The sequence below is a fragment of the Fodinibius sp. genome (assembly GCF_034521915.1).
Lineage (GTDB): Bacteria > Bacteroidota > Rhodothermia > Balneolales > Balneolaceae > Fodinibius.
In genome coordinates, this window is sequence record NZ_JAXHLU010000002.1 from 1 (window position 1) to 19,867 (window position 19,867).

The window sequence follows — 19,867 nt, forward strand, 5'->3', positions numbered from 1 at the left end:
AGCTGTACTATGCATTAAAATCCAAATTTATCGTTTAAGCTCGGCCCAAAGAAAACTTTTAAAAAATTTACTGTTCGAAAAAGGCAACTCGAATTCCTATTACAAAAAACACATTTAACTCCTTAAGGAGTAGGGAGCTAATCAATGGTGAAAATAATCTTACAAAAGAAGGCTTCCTCAAAAGCTTAGAGTTCATTAGCTTGAGCAGCAGTGCAAATTTCTATCTCTGAATTTAGATAGTAAAATTTTTCAATCCATTGATAATCCAGAACTTCGCAAGCATTCAAATGGTTTAAAGATCGAGGTTATGTTGGTTCATTTTGTGAAGGTGGAATATTAACTGTTTTAAAAGCCTTATCACTTGATAAACTAACAAGAACGTAAACCCATTTAACTCAAGAGAAGATTCTTGTACAAGATTCCTGAGAAGCCCAATTCAAAATTTTGAGTGATCAAAAGGATGAAATTTTAAACTCCAATTCTAAAAACTTTCTCAAGGACCGGTTTTTAAATAATTTCTCCGAAATAGTTAGTTATAATCTATTCAGGAATATCACCCTGGTCTTTCAATTGAGTTTGCTAAGCATTAGAAAAGAAATTAGATCGAGAAATTCTTTTTCAGGTTGCCAATATGTTTCCCGATCTCCATATGATTATAGAAAAGGATGGCCAGATTTAACATCATCATAATTGAGAAAATTAATTCGTCAAAATTTCAACAACCGATAAATTACATCAGAGCCAAATTCAGATAATAAATTGGCTCATCCTTGTAATTATTAAATTTAAACTAAACCAAAGAATAAAAGTGTCTTACCAATCCCGAAACTTCTAACATGAGTAACCTTTCACGCAAGCATCATTATATTCCCCAATTTTATTTAAAGGGCTTCTGTAGACGTGATAATACATTTTCAGTTTATGACAAAGAATACGATCATTTTAGAAACGATCCTCAAACTCCAGCAAGCAATTTTTTCGAAAGGTATCAGAATAGGTAAAAGTAAATGGTGTGAAAACAGATAAAATCGAAAGACTTTCCAAGAACTAAAAACCCAAATTTCTCAGTTATTTGAATTAATTCAATGGGAGCACATCAAAAGAATATTATTACTAAAAGAAGGTGTATATCTTCTCAAACTTTTATAGCCATTGAGTTTGGCGTCTCCTATTACATTGATAGTTTTGCAAATGACTATGCCAAACCGTTTTAAAAAAGATAGAAAAAGGATAATGCTTGATGGAGTTCCAATTGGCGATATAGAAGAAATAAACCATTTATTAAAAACAAACAATGACTTTCAGTACTATTTTACAGATGTTTCTATTTACCTATACTGACATTTGATATTTATTCAATAATCATTGCCTAGACAATTGGTACATTTTTAATGTAGAAGATAAATCAAAGTGGGCAAAACAAATTTGTAAAAAACAATACAAATTGTAATTGAAGATATAGAAAGCTTCATGAAATTTTCTGGCATATTAATTTCCCGCTCACAAAATCAAGAGTCTTAATCCATAGCCCAATAGATGAAAAACTTTCTGAATTAGAACCTTCATTCAGCTCAATGCTATCATTTTTAATATTAACTAAACACAAAAATCATTTGCGGCAAATCCAGGATTATATTTCTGAAATAGTAAATATCTTCAAAAGAACTCGAAATAAAATTAATCCAAAAGCGCTATACAAGAATGTTCTCAATCACATAATAAAGTACACCTAACCTATATATGGCCTCCAATGTCAAGTGGCAATAGCATTCCCTGGCAAGAAAAATTTTCCTCACCTAACCGCACTCGATAGCCTTTCCGTGGAATTGTACTACAAGCAGTATTCAACGATGGTTTGCAGCATCATGACTGCACCAAACACATATAGAGGCTCGACAGCTGGCAGTCAGTATATAAACCGACTGTAACCAACCGGTCCTGCCGGTTGCAAGACGGCCATAGAACATATTGCGTACCCTGATCCCGGATGATCAAGCGCGGGGCTATGGCATTATCGAATCGCCATTCCAGTTATGGAGCATCTCGGAGCAGGGGCAGTACATGCCGATGGTTTCGGCACACCACATGCCGAGTATCGAAAAATCCAGGGGCAGCTACCGCCTCCAATCAAGCGGTGCGAGCTGGGCGTTATGGCCTGGCCAGCCGAGGAATGATCTACAAAATAGTCATAGTGAATGGGCTGGACGAAAGGCTCTTACCATAAAGCTTAGTTAGACGTCGGGCTGGCGGTAGCTCCCCATTTATGTTTTTTGTTTATTCATGATCGAATTTGTCAGAAATTTGTGCTCATTAAAGGGTTCCCGCCGCTTGAGCATATAATAGACCGCCACTCCCAGGCGCTTGGCAATGATGGTCAAAGCTTTTCCTTTTCCGTGACGGCTGATCAGGCGATTATAATATTTTTCAGCCTGGGTATTTCCTCGCAGATATAACAGAGAAGCTTCCGAGAAGGCCCACCGCAGGTGCGCATTGCCGATGCGGCCGCCAGTGGTCCCGTAATTTTTTCCATTGGAGGATTTCTGCCCTTTCACCAACCGGGCATAGGAGCAAAACTCACCCCGGCTGGGAAAACGGCCAATATCGTGGATCTCGTAGAGCATCGTCAAGGCCAGCACATCCCCGACTCCTCTAATGCTTTTTAGAAGGTACAGGCTTGTAGGATCGTGTCCCTTTGCCAGAGACAAGATCTGCTTATCCAGTCGTTTGATGATCGGGTCATAATGGTCGATCAGTTCCAAATCGGTTTGAATCATAAGCTGTACAACCGGATCGGGAAAATGCCCCACGATATCTTTATCCCGGCGATGATGTGGGCGCGAGAGTGTCCCCAACGACGGCAAATTGTACTGGCTCGTTGTATTTTGAATATGCCCCAACAGCTCCGCCCGTTTGCGGACAAAATGATTGCGCCGTCGCATCAAATCCCGGGTCGCCCGCATCTGAGGCGGATAGACATAAGCCACCGGAAAGTTCCCGCCCCGTATCAGCCGGGCGATCTTCAGCGAGTCGATGCGGTCGTTCTTGGTTTTGACTCCGTGAATGGCCTTCATATACAGGGCGTGACCCAGGATAAAGTCAATGCCCTCTTGCTCACATAGATCTGCAATCCAATACCAACAGAAAATGCACTCAACACCAACGACAAGACCATCCCGAAACTCGGCAACGGCTTCTAAAAAAGCTTCCGGAGTGCACGGACGGTTCTTGTGATAGACAACGCTGCCTTCGCTGTCCAGGATACAGATGTACATAAACCTTGCGTGTAGGTCAATTCCGCAGTAATATGAATGGATACCGGTATAAACGTTCATGGTTTTTCCTCCTTGAATAAGTTATAGGTAAGAACATAATGTAAGCCTCGGAGGAGGCCATGAACAATATCACGCGTATTAACGCGGACACACCTCGCCAGGTCCCAGCCGCTCTTGGTTTTAAGGCTCATCTTTCGTTAGTTGCTATTCAACAGTCAATTCTGTGCGCACCTTATGCGCAAGGTCGTTATACAGCCTTTTTTCTGTAGCATCCACACTACTACGGTGTAAGAAATCTATGTAGAAAATTGATAAACATATCTTTGCCGCAAAATAATTTTGAATATGACAAAACAACAAAAAATAACGCTGGCTGTTGTGGGCATCCCTCTCCTGGGTCTGGTCGCTCTGCTGTTTTCTCTTTATCCCTTTTTTGCGGAAGATGTGCCTTCCCTGCGGCCGTTCGGTTGGTTCGATCTTCCGGAAACGCGCCCATATACGGAAGGAGAGATTGCGCCCGGTTATCACGATGCCGCTGATCGTGCACGCGACCTGCTGCGCAATCATGTTAGAGACATCAACGTGCCGGCATTCTCAGCCGCGATTGCCGTTGATGGTAAACTCGTCTGGTCTGCAGCAGTCGGCTATGTAGAGTTAGAGCAGAAACGGAAGGCCACGCCAAACAACACTGTTTCGCATCGGATCTACTTCAAAAGCGGTGACCGGAACCCTGTTTGCCCGTATGGTTGATGACGGTTTCATCGACATCGATACACCGATTTCCGCATATGTGGGCGATTTGCCCAACCCCCACTGGGAACAGCTTACACCTCGACAGCTCGCCTCTCACACAGCGGGTATTGTTGGATACGAAGAAAATCGAGACTTGATCGGAGTGTATGGCGCCATGCGACTTCAGGGCAGTCATGACAATGTCGCGGAAGGTCTCGAGTATTTCGACGATACGGAACTACTCTACAAGCCTGGGACAGATTTTTATTATTCGTCTTTTGACGTCAATCTGCTATCCTTTGTCCTGCAGGAAGCCGGCGGGGAATCGTTTCAGGATCTAATGCAAGAGCGTGTGCTGCGTCCGCTCGGACTGGAGAGCCCCCTTCCCGATGCCCCACATCCTGATCGTGCTGAGTTCTATCATATTCAAGAGGGGCAGGCGCAACGATGGAGAGAGGTCGATCTCAGCATGAAGCTCGCGAGTGGCGGGTTCATGGCCACCCCCAGTGATCTGGCACAGGTCGGAGTAGCTTGGCTCGATGATGAATTTATTTCACTCGAAACACGTCGGTAATTCTGGACGCCGCAAACATTAGCAGATGGCACTGTTAACGAACAAAATTACGCGCTCAATTGGCGTGTCAGTGAAGCAACCGAGAGCATACCTTTCAGGTACATACATCACGGTGGTGTCTCGAAGGGTTCCATGTCGTGGCTCGCTGTTATTCCAGAACAACGCATGGCCATTGCCCTCACAATCAATACTCGTGTGTGGCCCTTTCCTCGCTGGTTGACCGTCTTTCCCGAGCTCGTACATGCTTTCAATGATTCGACCTCGACCGAGCTACGATCTCGGTAAGGCATCACTCAAAATGACCATGGGCACGGCAACTATTATGGTTGCGCTTACAGATATTAGTGCGCTTATTTGAGGGCAAAAGCCCCAAACAAGGAATGGCTGTATAACCAGCGTTTCGACATCGGACTTGGCCGCTCATGGCTTTTAAAGAAAGTTTTTCAAGAGTTGCCAGTAAAATCCAGACTTTTACCACTTTGTTAAGTTGGAAAATGGCCAAGCCGGTTAAACGCCAAAGCCGTTATGGCACAGTATGCTATCCATTGAAAAATTAACCGAAATTAAACTACTATTATCATGAGTTGTTACGTATGTGGTGCAGAAAAAGAATCTGTAGAGCATGCACCTGCAAGATGTTTTTTTCCTAAGAATAAACGCAAGAATCTAATCACCGTTGACTCATGTACTGAACATAATGAAGACACATCTAAAGATGACGAATATGTAGGAGATCTATTGCGATGGCCATTAGTAATAATGATGTAGCACATCAACATTTTGTAAATAAATGTGTAAAATCATTCCAAAATAGTATCAAGGCCTTTTAAAAGAAACAACTGATATAAAAAAAGAGAGTTTATGTAAGAGATACTGAGAGCAAAAACAAGCAACTTAAACCGACATATGCGTTCCAATTGATAGAGAAAGAATAGATCAAGTATTAGAAAAAATAATTATAAATCTGTATAAGAAATATGAGTCAGTGGGAACGTGAACTGTTTACTGCTTCTGAACACTTAAGAACAGAAGAGATCAAAGCGGATGAACTGGTTTGATGATACAGAATCCAAGAAAAAGTTGATGAGCTAAAGTTTGAAGGAGCTAATCCAAAAGTTTTCAAATATTCTTTTTAGAACCAGAGGAGGAAAATCTTCATAATAACATTCTGATCACTAAATTTTATGAAGGTTTTGAAGTTTGGATTATTGCCAAACACAAGTGGTCCTAAAAATTTAGTTAAATAATTGTGCAATAACCCGCGCATTAACGCGGACACGCCTCGCCAATTCTTTGCCGTTCTTGGTTTTAAAATTCATCTTTCGTTAGTTGTAAAATAAACAGAACTGCGTGTGCCGGTTATGCGCCAGGTCGTTATAGGGCTATACCAGCAAAAAGAAATTGGATAATCTATTTACACTTCAAATTTTCGATTGGGCTTTGCACATCTCTAAGGGTCCGGGATGACACGTGCGTGTAAATTTGTGTTGTTGATATATGTTTGTGTCCCAGTAACTCCTGAATGAATCTTGTATCTGTTCCATTATCAAGCAAGTGGGTGGCAAAACTATGCCGGAGTGTATGGGGTGTAGCCTTTTTCTTAATACCGCAGATCTTCTTGTGTTTTCGCATCAAGGTCTGAATGGATGAAGCTGAGTATTTGCCACCATTCTGCCCTTCAAAGAGATATTCTTTAGGTTTATATTCATTCACATACTCTCGAAGCAGAAGAAGCACTTTTCGGGATAACAACGAATACCGATCTTTTTGCCCTTTTCCTTGATGAATGCGGATTTGCATTCGGTCGGAATCAATATCTTTTATTTTCAGATCCAGAAGTTCACCAACCCGGAGTCCTGCTGAATAGATCAGGGTAAAAATAGATTCATACTTTATGTTTATAAATGAATTCAGCAACCTCTCTACTTCCTGAACCGAAAGTACCACAGGGATTCTACTCGGTTTTTCCATTTTGATATTGAAATCAAAATCAACATCCTTATCTAAAACTTCTTGATATAAAAAATTAACGGAAGCCAGACAATTGCTTCATCATGGAATAGCTGTAACCCTGCTTCTTTTTACAATGATGAAAGAACAGATCCAATTCTTTTGAAGAAACTTTAGGAATCTGATTTAAACTGAGATACTCCAGAAAAACTATTCAATCAATTCTGATAAGCTCTAAGTGTATTCTCGCTATAATTCTTCAGCGTAAGCTGATGTTCGTACTTTGAGATTATCTCGGATTATTTCATCTTATCCTTACTATTTCAAGAATAACATGAATAAAACGTGCGTACGAAGCAAGGATAACCTCAACAGCATTGGTCATATGCCAATGTTGTACAAGATTTCGTCGTGTTGCACTAATTACTTGAACTCACATAATTTAATAAAACTCATAAAATGCCATCCAGTTAAACCTCCATTAGTTCTTAATTTGTTTAACTTGAAATGTCTCCACTAAAGAAATTCGATATTTAAATGAGTACGGATCTTAATTCACACAAAGATTTTCAAGAAAAACCATTGGGGAGCACTTTGGTCGATAAACTGACCTATGAAATCGAGTCAAATCTTAACAATGACCAATTTGGGGTCAATAGTTTGGCACAGGCGGTCGGAATGAGCAGGTCTAGTCTTCATAGGAAATTGAAAAGGCATCTGGGTGTTTCAACAAGCCAATTTATCCGCGAATACCGATTGAAGAGAGCTATGGAGATTCTTAGGAACGAAGGGATAACCGCTTCTGAGAGTGCATATCGGGTAGGATTCAGTAGTCCAACCTATTTCAACACCTGTTTCCATAAGTTTTATGGAATTACCCCAGGAGAAGTCAAATCAAAAAGTAGCAATGAAATTGAAAATCTTATCCATGGCCAGGGTACCACAATCGCAAAAAGCAATACCAAAAAAAGATTGCTTTGGGCGTTAATTTTACTACCGGTATTCGTATTGGCAATCTTTTATTTATTTGGTCCGGAGGCAAAGGAGAACCAAGAATCGAAAAAAAACGAAATCAACATCGATGGAAAATCGATAGCCGTACTACCCTTAAAAAACTGGACAGGAAACACCGATTTGGAATATATTTCCGATGGTATGACCGATGCCGTTATCTCAAGACTCACGAAAATCGAATGCTATCGATAAGGTAGTTCCCTTTACTTCGGTCCTACAATACAAACGATCCGAAAAGTCTATACTGAGAAATTGCCAAGGAATTGAAGCGTGGCGAACCTTTTACAGGGAAATCTTCAGATTTCCGGTAATCAAATCAAAATCAACTTACAATTGATTCATGGCCGAGTTCGAACGTGCATCTTTGGTCGGAAGAATACACTAAGAGAGTGGAAGAGCGATGAAATTTTTAAGATACAGACTCGAGGTGGTAGAGGCCAGTTGCCAAAAATATGAAGGCTACCATTTTAGAAAACGAAATGGCAGCTATACAAAAAATACCTACCAAGAATAAACAAGCCTACTCCTACTATCTTCAAGGAGATTTTCAAAGAAATAAAGCAAGCGAATTATCATATTCCAACGCAATAAGCTTTTATGAAAAGGCCATTGCACTAGATTCAAGTTTTGTCCAACCGTATTTAGATATGGCTAATATTTATAACCTGGGAGGAGGCGTATGGGGTTCTTATAATGAGCAAACAGCTTGGGGAAAGGCAAAAAAACTCTTAGAAAAAGTGTTGGAAATAGAACCGGAGAATCAACAAGCCGAAGAAGAATTACATACAGGTGAATTTTTTTATAATTGGAATTTTAATCTCGTGGAAGGCTATTATCAAAACATCTTAGAAAATTCTATCTATGATAAATCGCCTGTCATCTCTCTTGATTATGCTATAAAAACAGGAAGACCTAAAGAAGCCTTGAAAGCATCTGAGTATTTTATTTTGAACGATCCTTCCAATGTGTTTTTTCCTTTTTTCAGAGCTGAAGCACAGTTCTTTTTAGGCTCAAGTCAAGAAGCAATGGAAACATTATATAACTCGGACCCACTCTACAGCGATAACTGGTTTTACTTACGAGAGTCTGCAAAACTGTATTATTATCTTGGAGAATATGAAAAATCTGAAATACAGCTAGAGAGAATACTTTCCAATTTTCCGATTATCCCCCAATTTTGATGTGGCTGAACTTGGTCTATGCCCAGATGGATGACAGTCAGAATGAGGTAAATAAACATTTGGAAGAGTTGTTCACAAAGTACAATGAAGGCTCATCGGGCAGTCCTGCTTGGTTCATAGCGCTATACTATTGCACCTTGAATGATTATGAACGCGCTTTTGAGTGGTTGAACAAGTCTTATGAAAGACATGAAGTGGAAATGACCTGGTTACGGGAAGAACCTCTTTTGGCCCCATTAAGGAACGATCCACGATACGTAGATCTGTACGAAAAAGTTGGCTTTTCCAGTATCGGATTACCTATAAAGTCTTGATCAAAAATTAGTTTCCCAAAAATGACCATTTCAACATCGTTTGAAGGTTCTGCACCATAATTTCAACCCCTGGACAAAATTTTAATAATACCGCAACATGCCTGTTAGGTGGTGTTTAGTACTTCTTTACATTTTTATAACATTCAATTTTGAGGGGCAAGATAATCTTGTACTGCAATCAAAATTTAACACTAAAATCTAAAGTTATGAAAATAAGAACGACATTTATGGTTATGGGAATTCTATTACTTGCATTTACTGGTTGCAAGGGACAAACTTCAAATGTGGAGGAGAAAAAAATTGACTTGATCACTGATGAATTTCCCGAAGCAAAGCAAGAAGTTATGGAAACCTTTGGCGCCATTGCCCAAAGCATTAAAGATGGTGATTTGGATAAACTAATTTCCTTCCACGCGTATGGTCCAAAATTTACTGAATTCAAAAATGGGGAACCCCGCAATGGTATCCGCCACCACTTCCTCGATGGAACCCGAGTCACCGGCCACACTCAGCCGCAGATCCAGATTGGCCGCCAGCCCCGGCGCGGCCACCACGCCGCCAACTTCACGGTTGCCGTATTCCGGGTGGGCGATGCGAAGGCTGTAGCTACCACGAGGCAACTCCAGCTCGAAGCTGCCGTCGGCACTGGTGGTGGTGGCGTAGTCAGTGCCCGGCGCGGAGATGCGCGCACCGGCAATGGCGCCACCGGTTTCCATGGAGGTGGCAACGCCCGCTACGGTGCCGGTGTGGAGCGCTTCGGTATTGCCGCTGTCCACCACGCGGATGGAAGTGGCCGGTTCGCCCTGGGCGGGAATGGTCACCGAGAACACCGCGGACTGGCCGTCTTCCACAGTGAACTGGAAGTTGATGGTCGTCCTTCCACGCCCAACGGAGCCGGTATGCTCGCCGGCCTGCAGGTTCTCCGGAGCGAAAGAAGCCCTCACCGTCAGTGCCCCCCGCCTCGGCACCATCGATATTGACGGTGGCCCCAGCTCACCGGGTCTTCCCGGTCTTCCAGGCATTGACCAGCAAATCCTGTGCCTGCGCGTCTCGCGCCTGCAACCAGCAGTGCGGCTCCCCCAGCCAGTTTCGGAGCACGCGTTAACGACGTTTGGAACCCTCTTTCGGCACGCGGTGAGGTGGGCCCAGGCCTTCGGCAGCATTGCCCATCCCGGTCGATGGCAACGACGAGCTATTCCCGGACTTCGGTACTTCGGGGAGGGAGGCTATCGGTCAAGCGTTTCAGCTTTGTTGCTCTGTTGTTATATTTTCATGACAGTGATGGGGCGGACGGCCAGCCCAGGACCTGCGGGGGCGATAAGAGGTATGATGATGACTCCGAATTCCTGCAATCACGTGAACCGGGGAGAAAGCAATGTCGAATGAGGGTTACCACGAAACCTGTAGCGGAGCTGAGCGACGACACTCTGCGACATGCACCGCGCGATTGTGTCGCTGATGGAGGAACTGGAAGCGGCGGACTGGTATCAGCAGCGGGTGGATGCCTGGAGGACAAGGAGCTGAAGAAGATCCTCATCCATAACGGCAATGAGGAGAAGGAGCACGCCGCCATGGTGCTGGAATGGATTCGCCGCCGCGATCGCGGTGTTCGATGAACATCTGCGCGAGTTTCTACGTTGACCGACAAGCCGATCTCCGACGACTGAAGGCGGCTCGTGGGGCCAGACAGGCCCGCCGGTGGCGGCGTCTTCACGTCGCACACACGGAAGGGGCCCTTCATTGTTAATAAGAAAAAAGTGCTTGTTATAGAATCTTTTGAAGAAACGATCTGTGCTCTTATCTTTCCGCCAATTAAAAATCAGTTATCCCGGGGTACTATTTCGGAATTGGTTAAGTGTGATTCCGAGACGAAATGGTACCTGAGAACTAAGTAATTACTCCAATACATGTCATTATACACTCCCGAAACTGTTAGCTGTAACGGCGAAACATTTAGTACATATCTTACTCAAAAAGAGCTTGATGAACGAGTAGCCGAATTGGGTGATGAGCTGTCATTAAAGTACGAGGGCAAAGATCCCATTTTTATTGGTGTGCTTAATGGTGCGTATATTTTTCTTTCGGATTTGATGCGCCAGGTCGATATTCCCTGCGAGGTCGACTTTTTGAAGCTAAGCAGCTACGGGGATGAAAAAGTGTCGTCGGGAGAAGTGACTGATCTTAAAGATATTGATGCTGATATCGAAGACCGACATGTAATTTTGGTAGAAGATATTGTGGATACCGGCCTTTCGATGAATTACCTGGTGGATAAGTTACAGAAGAAGAATCCCGAATCTATTGCTACGGTAACGCTTTTGCACAAGACAGAGGCGACGCACCACGACGTGCAGCTTGATTATGTGGGATTTGAAATTCCCACACTTTTTGTTTTGGGATATGGCTTGGATTATGCTCAAGAGGGACGAAATTTAGCACAAATTTACATCCTTGATAGTGATCCGGAAGAATAACCATGTTTCACAAAAGAAATATAAGTTAACCATTGATAAAATTTGCTGAGGCGCTTATATTTGCGACTCTTTATTGGAGAGGTGGCTGAGTGGTCGAAAGCGCTCCCCTGCTAAGGGAGTATACCCCCATAAGGGGTATCGAGGGTTCGAATCCCTCCCTCTCCGCAAAAAAGGCTATTTGTAGGGTCTCAACCTATAAATGGCCTTTCTTATTTTGGTAGGTATGCAACAGATGTGTTGCCAGAAACTTACTATTATCTTACTGTATCGCACAAATATTGGGAAAATATTACTGTATACTTACATCCATCTGAGAACCGGATGATCCCAAATGGTGCCATCGATAGAAGTGCCGAACGGTATTGCCTTCAAATATTTCTGCGTTGTCTCAAGAGAAGAGTGGCCTAATATTTCTTTCAGGTCATTTAGTTTCATACCGGACCGGGTGGGAACGCTGTCATCAGACAGGAACCGCACGCAGAACATATCTTTTAAATTATACAGCGTTCGCTTTGGCTTGTCGGTATAGACATGCTCCCAGGCTTTCGTAAACTCCCGGGATAATTTTTGCTTTGCATAATTAGGCTTGCGGCCCAATAGGTAACGAGAGTCTCTCATCGAGTGTTCAAGCTGCCTGTATCGCTCGTCGGTTATGATATCCATAGCCTGCCCCGCCTCAAAGAGAAGAGGCACGTTACGCTCTGATTTTACCTTCGTAGTAAAATCTTCACCAATGAGAATATAGTTGTCATAAACATGGGATAGCTTAAGTTTTGATAGCTCAACCGGACGCATGCCCGTGCCGGCAAGGATCATCCATCCCAGCACGATCCAAGCGGAGTGATTGTTGGCAGGTTTTACGCTCCCCCGCTTTTCTGCCTGGTAAATCGTTTTTAGGTGATAATCAATCAGCTCCGAGAGCTCCTCCGGATGAATGAACTTCGGGATCTTTCGCTGCGGTTTCTTCGGTTTATATTCAGGCTTTCGCTCAATATATCCTTTTTGTTTACACCAGTTAAGAAACGTATTAATAGAAATATAATCACCGTTTCGGGTGTGATTGGAGGTAACGCCATCACGGAAGTAGAAATCTTCCAAGTCCTGCTCGGTTAAATCAGTAACGGATTTGTTTCCGACCTCCCTTACAAATTTACGCATCACATACGTTTCCCGCTTGGCCACACTGTCGCTCCACCCGCGTTGCCCTTTTGACCGTGCCTTGAAACGAACAAACTCCTCAACAGCTTCTTTCAGACCGATTGATCGACTCGTATTTGGCCTCTCATACCACTTTTTTATCCAGGGATCATGCTTTCGATTCCCATTCTCATCAATATTTTCATACTTCCACTCCAGCTCTTTCTTTTTATTTAACGCCTTTTCCCTATCATCTGTTTTTAAGGATTCTCTGACCTGCTGTGGTTTGCGATCGCTATCTGACCAAATAAGACCAAACCGTTTCCCATTCTTGACAAGTGAAGCCATCGTTATCCAACTAATCTCATGTATGTTTCTTTGTTTTCCCAATCCTGCCGGCTGGCATCATCCTTCTTTATCGCACGTTCCACATAGTCGGCCACGCCGCCTACCATCTGACGTGCGCTCCAATTGTATTCCTCGGCAATGCCCATCAGATACCCAACGTCATGCTCCACATCAAGCTGGGTTGCAAAGCCGGTGGCCGTCTCGGATGCGATAATATCTTGTACCTTTTGGCAAAATATAGCCTGTATATCATCGTGCTGGCAGGCGATCTTGTGGGCCTGGGTAACCTCTTCTTTAAATAGAAATGCTCCGCTCATGACACGTAGTGATCGACGTTAAAAAGGTCTGATTGTTCGGCCTTTTTTAGCTCTTCGCTGATGTAAGCAAGGTGGCGCTTCATCTGCATTTGCATCTCCTCATATCTCTTTTTCGGGATCATCACAAACGGTTCACCGCCATCATCATACATCAGCGTCTCGACAGGCTTGTCTAATTTTTCGGCCATCTTGGCCAGTTCCATATAGGAAGGAGGCCGCACTGGATGATTAGCATCCTCCGCCCACCGGGATAAATATTGAACGCTAAGGCCTGCAGATTCCAATACCTCAGTGGCTGTAAATGGACTTTGATTAATGAATTTTTTTAGGCGCTTGGCCATCTTGTCGGTCGACAGTATTTGTCGTTTCGTGGTGATTGTTGCCATAATATCATCCTATTTATTTAACCCTTAAGGAACGTTCATGAACCCTTACCGAATGGTTCGGAACCATAAAACGGTAATTATTTAACACCGGTTAAGTTAGATTTTAGTCAAGGTGAACTCGGTAATTGTTAAAAAGTGTAAAATTGATCGCTGATATATACTATAGATCATTTTTTTATAATCGGCGTTTAAATAGTGCTAACGCCATTTATTTAACCCTTCGGAACCATTACCTAACCCTTCGGGAACGTTCCCCTAATGGTTCGCAATAGTTTTAGTTTTAATTATAGTTTATATAAAACCTGATATAAGCGCGTACGCGCGTAGTAGTTATTAATTATTTATAGATCCTATATGTCGGCTTCTGGTTCTTTTTCTGATTGCCGGTTCAGCAACTGATCAAATCGTTGTTCAATTCCTTTGGACTTTTCGTAGATCCCCCAGATAAAAAAGGGCAGGAAGAACCATAGGATAGCCCAGATAATAAGTATGATGGTAAGAAGCGTAGCCAAGAATCCTGGAAGCGAACTTACCAATTTTTGTATCTCTCTAATCATCTTTTCTTAGTCTTAATTTGAATTGTTCTAAATTGTTGAAAGTTCACAAAATTTGAATTTCATTAAGAAAGAATTGGGATGACGCTACCTGTCAGCCAACAATTTATATTTCATTTTTCATCTACAGAGCGCAATTAAAAACTATTACCAGTATGAGCAAGAATGAGCTATCATCAACTAACCCTCAAGATCAAGATCCCGCAATTTCCGAATTTTCTCAGTTAAGTCTTGAAGATCATTTTGAATCTTTTCTGCTTCTGATACAAGAGCTTCGAGAAGAAGATCCCGAGCGTTATAGGGAGTACCTTCATCGTTTGTGCGGTCTTCTAACTGATTAAAAGCTTTTTCGTATTTATCATTCTCACCGCCTGTGAGATAGTCTAAACTTATATTCTCACAACGTTCTTGAATCCTGTTTAGATCAACAGCGCCACGCTTTTTCCAATTAGAAAGCGTACCTGTAGAGCTATATCCAAGCTTTTCTGCCAGCTCAGTGTCTGTTTTAACACCTACCTCTTGACGAAGCCTTGTGAGAAATTTATCGACATTACTAACTTTTGTGAGATTTTTATTTGACATTCTCACACCGTTTGAGTTATATTCACAACAGAGTTTCACAACAATGATTCACAAATATACAAAACCATGAATAAACAAACAGATTACGACGAGCGCCGAAAGCAGCTTACCAAGGCTCGTACGGACTTCGATCACACCGTTCAGGATGTCGCAGACCAACTCGGTTATTCTAAGCGCCGAATATATCATGTTCTGAAGTATCCTAATGAGAATCCAGATTTATTCAAGGAGATATCTGAGTATGTACAGAGTGCCGGATATCCCTTTGAGGACTCCGAGAAAGAAAACCTAACCACCGCCAAGCAATAAAATCTCATAAAAGAATGCCCAGTTTTATGAAATCCATATCCCAAATACTGAATGAGATCACCGGCGGTGTCGAGCCAATGTGTACCGTTAAAGAAATTGCCGGAGCCTGTAAGGTCCACGAGCAAACGGTGTATAGCTGGACGAATCCGGACGGAACAGAGCCCAGGTATTCGCAGCTGGTAAATCTTAGCCATTATCTCATCCAGGAATACAACTATCACAATTTGGCCATGCAGATGATGTTGCCGTGCAGTGGCCGTGCTAATGGGAGGGTGCTGGATGATTTGATGAAGCTCTATGAGTTTGGCACCGATCTGAGCCGCGCCTTTGCCGATGGCAACAAAAATAAATGTGAGGTTGCACTGGGTCGTATGGATGCTGAAATGGAAGATCTTAAGAAGGAAGTGGGGGATTTATGAGCACGCAAGCCCTACAGGAATTAGATACCGCAGAACAGCGATTACAAAAGGTGAAGCGAGCAGTACAAAATGTGGACCGCGTGATTCACGACATGCGAGATGAGTACCGGATGCTGGATACTGAGCTCAATGTAACAACCATAGCCAATATGCTCGACTGCCACCGGTCAACAGTACATCGCATGTTAAAACGCGGCGACTTAAAGAGTAAGAAAGTTCAAGATGTTCTAAATCATTGCAAACAAAAATCATAAAGAAATGAACGGATTAACCCTATTTGTCATAGAAATGCTGGTTTATACGATGCTGGTGCTTGGCATTGGCATACAGATAGGTATCCGACACAATAAAAAAGGCCCGATCCCGAGTAATCGGAATCAGGCCAAATCACCATTGAGCACTAGGCTCAACGACAAAACCAATTAAAAACTACTCAATATTATGAAACTTCAAAAACTCATTTTAAAGAACTTTAAGGGGATACGCGACTACACCTTCGAAGCTGATGGTCGATCGATGAATGTATTCGGCCGAAATGAAACCGGAAAGACCACGCTTTTTGATGCAATGACGTGGCTGCTTACCGGCAAGGACAGCCGCGATCGGTCAGCTGACAGCTTTGGAATTAAAACGCGCGATAAGAATGGTGATGTGATCCACAATATCGAGCACGAAGTGGAGGGCGTATTTGATGAGATAACCCTTAAGCGCTGCTACCAAGAAAAATGGACACGAAAGCGGGGCGCATCGCAGGAAACCTTCTCGGGCCACACCACTGATTACTGGGTAGATGGCGAACCGGTGAAGGCTAATGAGTACCAGGAAGCCGTGGAAGAAATCATGCCGGAGCGACTGCTTAAGATACTTACGATGCCCGATTACTTTCCCGAGCAGATGCACTGGTCCGATCGCCGGGATGTGCTCTTCGATTTGGTAGGCGATATCGATACCGAGGAAATTATCACGAACTATGGAGATTTAGAGCGATATCCCAAGGTGCTGGATGGCAAGAGCCATGAGGCCCGGGAGAAGATTTTGAAAGAGAAGCGCCGCGATCTGGATAAGGAGCTCGATAACATTCCCGGACGTATTGATGAGCTTAATGGTCGACTCTATACCGATATTGGGGATGTGGAGGAGGCCAAAGCCACGGTCACAGAGCTGAAAGAAAAGAAAGATACTATTGAGGCCAAGCGATCGGAGGTAAAAAGCGGTGGCCGTGTTGCCGAGCTGAAAGTAGAACGCAATGAACTGCAGGCGAAAAAGCAGAAGCTCAAAAACGAACACCAACAGCAAATACAGGATTCGCTTTCCGATCAGCGCCAGAAAGTAAATGAGCTTCAAAATAAGGTTGATGAGGCTGAACCCAGCTGGCGGGAGTCCAAGCGGGAATACGAGAGTTCATCAGCAGAAGACCGGCTATCTAAATAAGTAAGGCATAATAAGTCGATGCTATTGAGGATGAGCTTCAAGCCCTTCGTGATAAGGAGCCCGAACCAGCCAATGCGTTTGAGCCTGAGAAATGCCCGGTATGTGAGCAGACAATGCCGGATGCCGAGGAGCACGACTATGAAGCCTACCTTGAGGAGTTTAACGAAGATAAGGCCAATGATATCAAGGCCAAGAATATTGAGCTGCAAGAGGCTGAAAAAGATGCAGAGACCGTAGCTGCCCAACTCGAAATAGCTGAGGATAATGCTTCCAAGGCGAAGGGCAAGCTTAATCAACGCAAACAGGCGCTCGAAAAAGCCGAGGCGAAGCTCCAAGAACAGAAAGAAAATCAGCCGGAGTTCACGGCTACCGATGCCTTCCAGGATATCCAAGAGGAGATCAATGATATCAGCGTCAAAATTGAGAACCACCAAGCCGAAAAGGAAGGGCAGTTAGCCAAGTTGAACAACCATATTTCAGATCTTGACGAGCAGATCGAAGCTGCCCAGAAAACGATCCACAAGGCGCAGGAAAACAAGCGCACCAATGATCGCATTAAAGAGCTGGAAGCCGAACGCAGGGAGGTGGCCGAGCAGCTGGAACAGGTCGAAAGCGACTTGCATCTTATGGAAGAATTTGTCCGCGCCCGAAGCGCCTATGTGACCGACAAGGTCAATGAGAAATTCGACCACGTAACATGGAAGCTTTTTGAGGAGCAAATAAACGGCGGCATTTCCGAGACTGCTGATGCCGTTTATAAAGGTGTTCCGTTTTCTAAAGGCTTAAACAACGCCGGACGCATTCAGGCAGGGCTCGATATTATTAATACTCTGAGTAAGCACTACGGAAAGTCAGCGCCGGTGTGGATTGATAATGCTGAGGGAATTATTGACATCCCCGAGTACGAACTGCAAATAATAGCTCTTTATGTATCAGCGTCTGACGATAAGCTTCGTATCGAGTCAAGAGAAGAAAATAAACTTGCAGAGGTAGTTTAATATGGCTGGACACAGATATAAAAATATAAAAGGGAATAAATACGGTCGCCTTACAGCTATGGAATTTGTAGGCAAGGATCGCCACAGTAGGGCTGTTTGGAAGTGCCTTTGTGAGTGTGGAAACCATACAGAAGTCGCAGGAACGAACCTGTGGAACGGTTACACCAAAAGCTGTGGATGCCTTTTCGATGAGATGAATCGAGGTATCACTGTTGATGAGGACGGTAATACCAAGAGACTCTATAAGATTTGGGCATCAATGAAACAAAGGTGTCTTAATCCTAATGAAAAAAGTTATCCATACTATGGTGGGCGTGGTATTAAGGTCTGCGATGAATGGATGGATTTTGAACCATTCATGAACTGGGCTTACAAGAACGGCTATGATGATGAGAAAACCATAGATAGAGTTGATAATGATGGGAATTATGAACCATCCAACTGTAGGTGGGTAGGCCGTTCCGTTCAATCTCTCAATAGTGGCTCTATAAATAATAGCTCTGGGATTAAAGGGGTAACCTGGGACAAGGGTAAAGAGAAGTGGATAGCCCGTATTTATAAAGATGGGGAGCTCGCTTACTACGAAAAGTTCGATGATATCAATAAGGCTGAACAATCAGTGAAAGAAGAAAGAAAGAAAATTTTGAACGAAGCAATCGCTAACTAAAACCAAAAATCACCATTATGAGTACTGACAACCAACAAAACCAAGAAAAAGAAACCGCAGTAGAGAAAAAGAAACCGACCTATGCCGAGCGCTTTGTCGGCAAGGTTGAGCATGAATTTAACGGGGCCGTTGGCCATGGCGTTGAGTTTACTGATAACGAGAAGCAGCTCGCTTCAAATCTCTTTATGAAAATAGACAGCGCCCTAAAGGCCTTTGAGTCAGACCGCCATGAAAAGTCAAGCAAGCCTGCCTATACGTGGGGCAATATAAACATGCAGCAATTGGCTATTGATGCGGTACATCGTGTCCGGCTGGGGCTTGATGCGTTGATCGATAATCATATTCATCCGATCCCATATCTGAATGGTAAGACCGGGAAGTATGACCTTGACTTGCAGATCGGGTACAGAGGGATGGATTATTACCGGAAAAAGGTAGCATTGGAAGAGATTGATGACATTCGTTATGAGTTGGTACATGAGAACGATGATTTCACGCAAATAAAAAAGGACCGCAATCACGAAAAAGACACCTACGAATTTAATGTTACCAAGCCATTTGATCGCGGTGAAGTGGTAGGTGGTTTTGGCTATATAACCTACAAAGACGAGCGCAAAAACAAGCTTGTTACGGTATCGGAGAAAGATTTTAAAAAGAGTGAAGATTCTGCTCCATGCAATAGTTCTGGGGCAAGTGGCCTGTAAGAATGAGATTATAAAACCCTTGTCCATCGTGTTACTGAGGAGATAACTGTTGACCCCGAAAAAGTTAATCCATCCTACCACTATGTAGAGCATCAGGACAATCCCTATAAGGAGGGCAATATGGAGGTTAAAATTGAGCAACCCGATGTCGATGATCGCGAATCAATTGATATCGGCATGGATGAACAGCCGGTAAAAACCGAGTCCGAAACCACCAACGGTAGTAGTGAGCAGCAAGGTTCTACAGAACGTAAAAATGATGTAGAAAATGATACTGCATCGCCGGATCCCGAACCTACAACCCAGGGCGGCGTCGCTGATAACGACGAACGCGAAACCATTAAGGCCGAGGTCAACGAGCTGGGCAAGCAGGTGTTTGGCAATACGAAGTGGTATTCCCATTCCAAGGCCATGGCTGCCAACGTTGATGAGAATGCCGAGGGGATACACCAGCTCGATATCGAAGGGCTCAGAACGCGTCAAGCGCCAACTCCAACATAAAGC

At 43.4% G+C, this 19,867-nt stretch carries 24 protein-coding genes, 1 tRNA gene and 1 pseudogene; 18 read left to right on the forward strand and 8 right to left on the reverse strand.

Going from position 1 to position 19,867, the window contains the following annotated elements:
- Nucleotides 1–836: 836 nt before the first annotated feature.
- Nucleotides 837–1,001: a DUF4238 domain-containing protein gene (locus U5J89_RS15865; RefSeq protein WP_416208491.1), complete on the forward strand. Its 165-nt coding sequence runs from the start codon at nucleotides 837–839 to the stop codon at nucleotides 999–1,001.
- 1,260 nt (nucleotides 1,002–2,261) lie between these two features.
- Here the strand turns inward: U5J89_RS15865 and U5J89_RS01850 are convergent.
- Nucleotides 2,262–3,332, reverse strand: a complete 1,071-nt coding sequence (locus tag U5J89_RS01850) for an IS110 family transposase (protein WP_322573909.1) — start codon at nucleotides 3,330–3,332, stop codon at nucleotides 2,262–2,264.
- Between the two features lie 285 nt (nucleotides 3,333–3,617).
- Here U5J89_RS01850 and U5J89_RS01855 point away from each other — a divergent pair, with 285 nt between their 5' ends.
- Nucleotides 3,618–4,022 carry a hypothetical protein gene (locus U5J89_RS01855; protein WP_322573910.1) on the forward strand — a complete coding sequence of 135 codons (405 nt, stop codon included), beginning with the start codon at nucleotides 3,618–3,620 and terminating at the stop codon, nucleotides 4,020–4,022.
- A complete protein-coding gene (locus U5J89_RS01860) occupies nucleotides 3,991–4,578 on the forward strand; it encodes a serine hydrolase domain-containing protein (RefSeq protein WP_322573911.1) in 588 nt (195 codons plus the stop codon). The genes U5J89_RS01855 and U5J89_RS01860 overlap by 32 nt, the downstream gene beginning before the upstream one ends.
- A gap of 1,410 nt (nucleotides 4,579–5,988) precedes the next feature.
- Here the strand turns inward: U5J89_RS01860 and U5J89_RS01865 are convergent.
- The gene (locus U5J89_RS01865) at nucleotides 5,989–6,549 is read right to left on the reverse strand and encodes a tyrosine-type recombinase/integrase (protein WP_322573912.1); all 561 of its coding nucleotides are present in this window, start codon (nucleotides 6,547–6,549) and stop codon (nucleotides 5,989–5,991) included.
- Nucleotides 6,550–7,065: 516 nt separating this feature from the next.
- Between U5J89_RS01865 and U5J89_RS01870 the strand changes: the two genes are divergently transcribed.
- From U5J89_RS01870 to U5J89_RS01880, 3 genes are all read left to right on the forward strand, one after another.
- The gene (locus U5J89_RS01870) at nucleotides 7,066–7,734 is read left to right on the forward strand and encodes a helix-turn-helix domain-containing protein (protein ID WP_322573913.1); all 669 of its coding nucleotides are present in this window, start codon (nucleotides 7,066–7,068) and stop codon (nucleotides 7,732–7,734) included.
- 260 nt (nucleotides 7,735–7,994) lie between these two features.
- A complete protein-coding gene (locus tag U5J89_RS01875) occupies nucleotides 7,995–8,723 on the forward strand; it encodes a hypothetical protein (protein WP_322573914.1) in 729 nt (242 codons plus the stop codon).
- Between the two features lie 26 nt (nucleotides 8,724–8,749).
- Entirely contained in the window at nucleotides 8,750–9,037 is a 288-nt protein-coding gene (locus U5J89_RS01880; RefSeq protein WP_322573915.1) for a TPR end-of-group domain-containing protein, read from the forward strand.
- A 398-nt stretch (nucleotides 9,038–9,435) separates the two neighbouring features.
- Here U5J89_RS01880 and U5J89_RS01885 read toward each other — a convergent pair whose 3' ends face one another.
- A complete protein-coding gene (locus U5J89_RS01885) occupies nucleotides 9,436–9,888 on the reverse strand; it encodes a carboxypeptidase-like regulatory domain-containing protein (protein WP_322573916.1) in 453 nt (150 codons plus the stop codon).
- Nucleotides 9,889–10,412: 524 nt separating this feature from the next.
- Here U5J89_RS01885 and U5J89_RS01890 point away from each other — a divergent pair.
- The 3 genes and pseudogenes from U5J89_RS01890 to U5J89_RS01900 all read left to right on the forward strand — a co-directional run bounded on the left by U5J89_RS01890 (nucleotide 10,413) and on the right by U5J89_RS01900 (nucleotide 11,676).
- Nucleotides 10,413–10,704: pseudogene (locus U5J89_RS01890) on the forward strand (ferritin).
- A gap of 240 nt (nucleotides 10,705–10,944) precedes the next feature.
- Complete coding sequence (hpt, locus tag U5J89_RS01895; protein WP_322573918.1) at nucleotides 10,945–11,511, forward strand: hypoxanthine phosphoribosyltransferase; 567 nt, start codon at nucleotides 10,945–10,947, stop codon at nucleotides 11,509–11,511.
- A 75-nt stretch (nucleotides 11,512–11,586) separates the two neighbouring features.
- Nucleotides 11,587–11,676: transfer RNA gene (locus U5J89_RS01900), tRNA-Ser, on the forward strand.
- A gap of 135 nt (nucleotides 11,677–11,811) precedes the next feature.
- On the opposite strand, the gene U5J89_RS01905 is transcribed toward U5J89_RS01900, so the two are convergent.
- The 5 genes from U5J89_RS01905 to U5J89_RS01925 all read right to left on the reverse strand — a co-directional run bounded on the left by U5J89_RS01905 (nucleotide 11,812) and on the right by U5J89_RS01925 (nucleotide 14,835).
- The gene (locus U5J89_RS01905; RefSeq protein ID WP_322573919.1) at nucleotides 11,812–12,996 is read right to left on the reverse strand and encodes a tyrosine-type recombinase/integrase; all 1,185 of its coding nucleotides are present in this window, start codon (nucleotides 12,994–12,996) and stop codon (nucleotides 11,812–11,814) included.
- A gap of 2 nt (nucleotides 12,997–12,998) precedes the next feature.
- Nucleotides 12,999–13,313 (reverse strand): hypothetical protein, encoded by a 315-nt coding sequence (locus tag U5J89_RS01910; protein ID WP_322573920.1) that lies wholly within the window; start codon nucleotides 13,311–13,313, stop codon nucleotides 12,999–13,001.
- Nucleotides 13,310–13,699 (reverse strand): helix-turn-helix transcriptional regulator, encoded by a 390-nt coding sequence (locus U5J89_RS01915; RefSeq protein ID WP_322573921.1) that lies wholly within the window; start codon nucleotides 13,697–13,699, stop codon nucleotides 13,310–13,312. Before U5J89_RS01915 ends, U5J89_RS01910 begins: the two co-directional genes overlap by 4 nt.
- A gap of 350 nt (nucleotides 13,700–14,049) precedes the next feature.
- Nucleotides 14,050–14,256, reverse strand: coding sequence for a hypothetical protein (locus U5J89_RS01920; protein ID WP_322573922.1), 207 nt, complete (start codon nucleotides 14,254–14,256; stop codon nucleotides 14,050–14,052).
- A 177-nt stretch (nucleotides 14,257–14,433) separates the two neighbouring features.
- A complete protein-coding gene (locus tag U5J89_RS01925) occupies nucleotides 14,434–14,835 on the reverse strand; it encodes a helix-turn-helix domain-containing protein (protein WP_322573923.1) in 402 nt (133 codons plus the stop codon).
- Nucleotides 14,836–14,901: 66 nt separating this feature from the next.
- Between U5J89_RS01925 and U5J89_RS01930 the strand changes: the two genes are divergently transcribed.
- The 9 genes from U5J89_RS01930 to U5J89_RS01970 all read left to right on the forward strand — a co-directional run bounded on the left by U5J89_RS01930 (nucleotide 14,902) and on the right by U5J89_RS01970 (nucleotide 19,864).
- Nucleotides 14,902–15,144, forward strand: a complete 243-nt coding sequence (locus U5J89_RS01930) for a hypothetical protein (RefSeq protein WP_322573924.1) — start codon at nucleotides 14,902–14,904, stop codon at nucleotides 15,142–15,144.
- Between the two features lie 26 nt (nucleotides 15,145–15,170).
- A complete protein-coding gene (locus tag U5J89_RS01935) occupies nucleotides 15,171–15,563 on the forward strand; it encodes a hypothetical protein (RefSeq protein WP_322573925.1) in 393 nt (130 codons plus the stop codon).
- Nucleotides 15,560–15,817: a hypothetical protein gene (locus U5J89_RS01940; RefSeq protein WP_322573926.1), complete on the forward strand. Its 258-nt coding sequence runs from the start codon at nucleotides 15,560–15,562 to the stop codon at nucleotides 15,815–15,817. The genes U5J89_RS01935 and U5J89_RS01940 overlap by 4 nt, the downstream gene beginning before the upstream one ends.
- 4 nt (nucleotides 15,818–15,821) lie before the next feature.
- Nucleotides 15,822–15,989 carry a hypothetical protein gene (locus U5J89_RS01945; protein ID WP_322573927.1) on the forward strand — a complete coding sequence of 56 codons (168 nt, stop codon included), beginning with the start codon at nucleotides 15,822–15,824 and terminating at the stop codon, nucleotides 15,987–15,989.
- A 15-nt stretch (nucleotides 15,990–16,004) separates the two neighbouring features.
- The gene (locus U5J89_RS01950; protein ID WP_322573928.1) at nucleotides 16,005–16,994 is read left to right on the forward strand and encodes an ATP-binding protein; all 990 of its coding nucleotides are present in this window, start codon (nucleotides 16,005–16,007) and stop codon (nucleotides 16,992–16,994) included.
- A gap of 113 nt (nucleotides 16,995–17,107) precedes the next feature.
- Nucleotides 17,108–17,992: a hypothetical protein gene (locus U5J89_RS01955; RefSeq protein WP_322573929.1), complete on the forward strand. Its 885-nt coding sequence runs from the start codon at nucleotides 17,108–17,110 to the stop codon at nucleotides 17,990–17,992.
- A gap of 1 nt (nucleotide 17,993) precedes the next feature.
- The gene (locus U5J89_RS01960; RefSeq protein ID WP_322573930.1) at nucleotides 17,994–18,659 is read left to right on the forward strand and encodes a hypothetical protein; all 666 of its coding nucleotides are present in this window, start codon (nucleotides 17,994–17,996) and stop codon (nucleotides 18,657–18,659) included.
- Nucleotides 18,660–18,676: 17 nt separating this feature from the next.
- The gene (locus U5J89_RS01965) at nucleotides 18,677–19,363 is read left to right on the forward strand and encodes a recombinase RecT (protein ID WP_322573931.1); all 687 of its coding nucleotides are present in this window, start codon (nucleotides 18,677–18,679) and stop codon (nucleotides 19,361–19,363) included.
- Between the two features lie 120 nt (nucleotides 19,364–19,483).
- Nucleotides 19,484–19,864: a hypothetical protein gene (locus U5J89_RS01970; RefSeq protein ID WP_322573932.1), complete on the forward strand. Its 381-nt coding sequence runs from the start codon at nucleotides 19,484–19,486 to the stop codon at nucleotides 19,862–19,864.
- Nucleotides 19,865–19,867 lie beyond the last annotated feature (3 nt).

Bases quoted from the DNA above. Each gene is read 5' to 3' on its own strand.
- U5J89_RS15865 (WP_416208491.1), top strand. From the start codon at position 837: ATGAGTAACCTTTCACGCAAGCATCATTATATTCCCCAATTTTATTTA.
- U5J89_RS01850 (WP_322573909.1), bottom strand. From the start codon at position 3,332: ATGAACGTTTATACCGGTATCCATTCATATTACTGCGGAATTGACCTA.
- U5J89_RS01855 (WP_322573910.1), top strand. From the start codon at position 3,618: ATGACAAAACAACAAAAAATAACGCTGGCTGTTGTGGGCATCCCTCTC.
- U5J89_RS01865 (WP_322573912.1), bottom strand. From the start codon at position 6,549: ATGGAAAAACCGAGTAGAATCCCTGTGGTACTTTCGGTTCAGGAAGTA.
- U5J89_RS01870 (WP_322573913.1), top strand. From the start codon at position 7,066: ATGAGTACGGATCTTAATTCACACAAAGATTTTCAAGAAAAACCATTG.
- U5J89_RS01875 (WP_322573914.1), top strand. From the start codon at position 7,995: ATGAAGGCTACCATTTTAGAAAACGAAATGGCAGCTATACAAAAAATA.
- U5J89_RS01880 (WP_322573915.1), top strand. From the start codon at position 8,750: ATGGATGACAGTCAGAATGAGGTAAATAAACATTTGGAAGAGTTGTTC.
- hpt (WP_322573918.1), top strand. From the start codon at position 10,945: ATGTCATTATACACTCCCGAAACTGTTAGCTGTAACGGCGAAACATTT.
- U5J89_RS01905 (WP_322573919.1), bottom strand. From the start codon at position 12,996: ATGGCTTCACTTGTCAAGAATGGGAAACGGTTTGGTCTTATTTGGTCA.
- U5J89_RS01910 (WP_322573920.1), bottom strand. From the start codon at position 13,313: ATGAGCGGAGCATTTCTATTTAAAGAAGAGGTTACCCAGGCCCACAAG.
- U5J89_RS01915 (WP_322573921.1), bottom strand. From the start codon at position 13,699: ATGGCAACAATCACCACGAAACGACAAATACTGTCGACCGACAAGATG.
- U5J89_RS01920 (WP_322573922.1), bottom strand. From the start codon at position 14,256: ATGATTAGAGAGATACAAAAATTGGTAAGTTCGCTTCCAGGATTCTTG.
- U5J89_RS01925 (WP_322573923.1), bottom strand. From the start codon at position 14,835: ATGTCAAATAAAAATCTCACAAAAGTTAGTAATGTCGATAAATTTCTC.
- U5J89_RS01930 (WP_322573924.1), top strand. From the start codon at position 14,902: ATGAATAAACAAACAGATTACGACGAGCGCCGAAAGCAGCTTACCAAG.
- U5J89_RS01935 (WP_322573925.1), top strand. From the start codon at position 15,171: ATGAAATCCATATCCCAAATACTGAATGAGATCACCGGCGGTGTCGAG.
- U5J89_RS01940 (WP_322573926.1), top strand. From the start codon at position 15,560: ATGAGCACGCAAGCCCTACAGGAATTAGATACCGCAGAACAGCGATTA.
- U5J89_RS01945 (WP_322573927.1), top strand. From the start codon at position 15,822: ATGAACGGATTAACCCTATTTGTCATAGAAATGCTGGTTTATACGATG.
- U5J89_RS01950 (WP_322573928.1), top strand. From the start codon at position 16,005: ATGAAACTTCAAAAACTCATTTTAAAGAACTTTAAGGGGATACGCGAC.
- U5J89_RS01955 (WP_322573929.1), top strand. From the start codon at position 17,108: ATGCCGGATGCCGAGGAGCACGACTATGAAGCCTACCTTGAGGAGTTT.
- U5J89_RS01960 (WP_322573930.1), top strand. From the start codon at position 17,994: ATGGCTGGACACAGATATAAAAATATAAAAGGGAATAAATACGGTCGC.
- U5J89_RS01965 (WP_322573931.1), top strand. From the start codon at position 18,677: ATGAGTACTGACAACCAACAAAACCAAGAAAAAGAAACCGCAGTAGAG.
- U5J89_RS01970 (WP_322573932.1), top strand. From the start codon at position 19,484: ATGGAGGTTAAAATTGAGCAACCCGATGTCGATGATCGCGAATCAATT.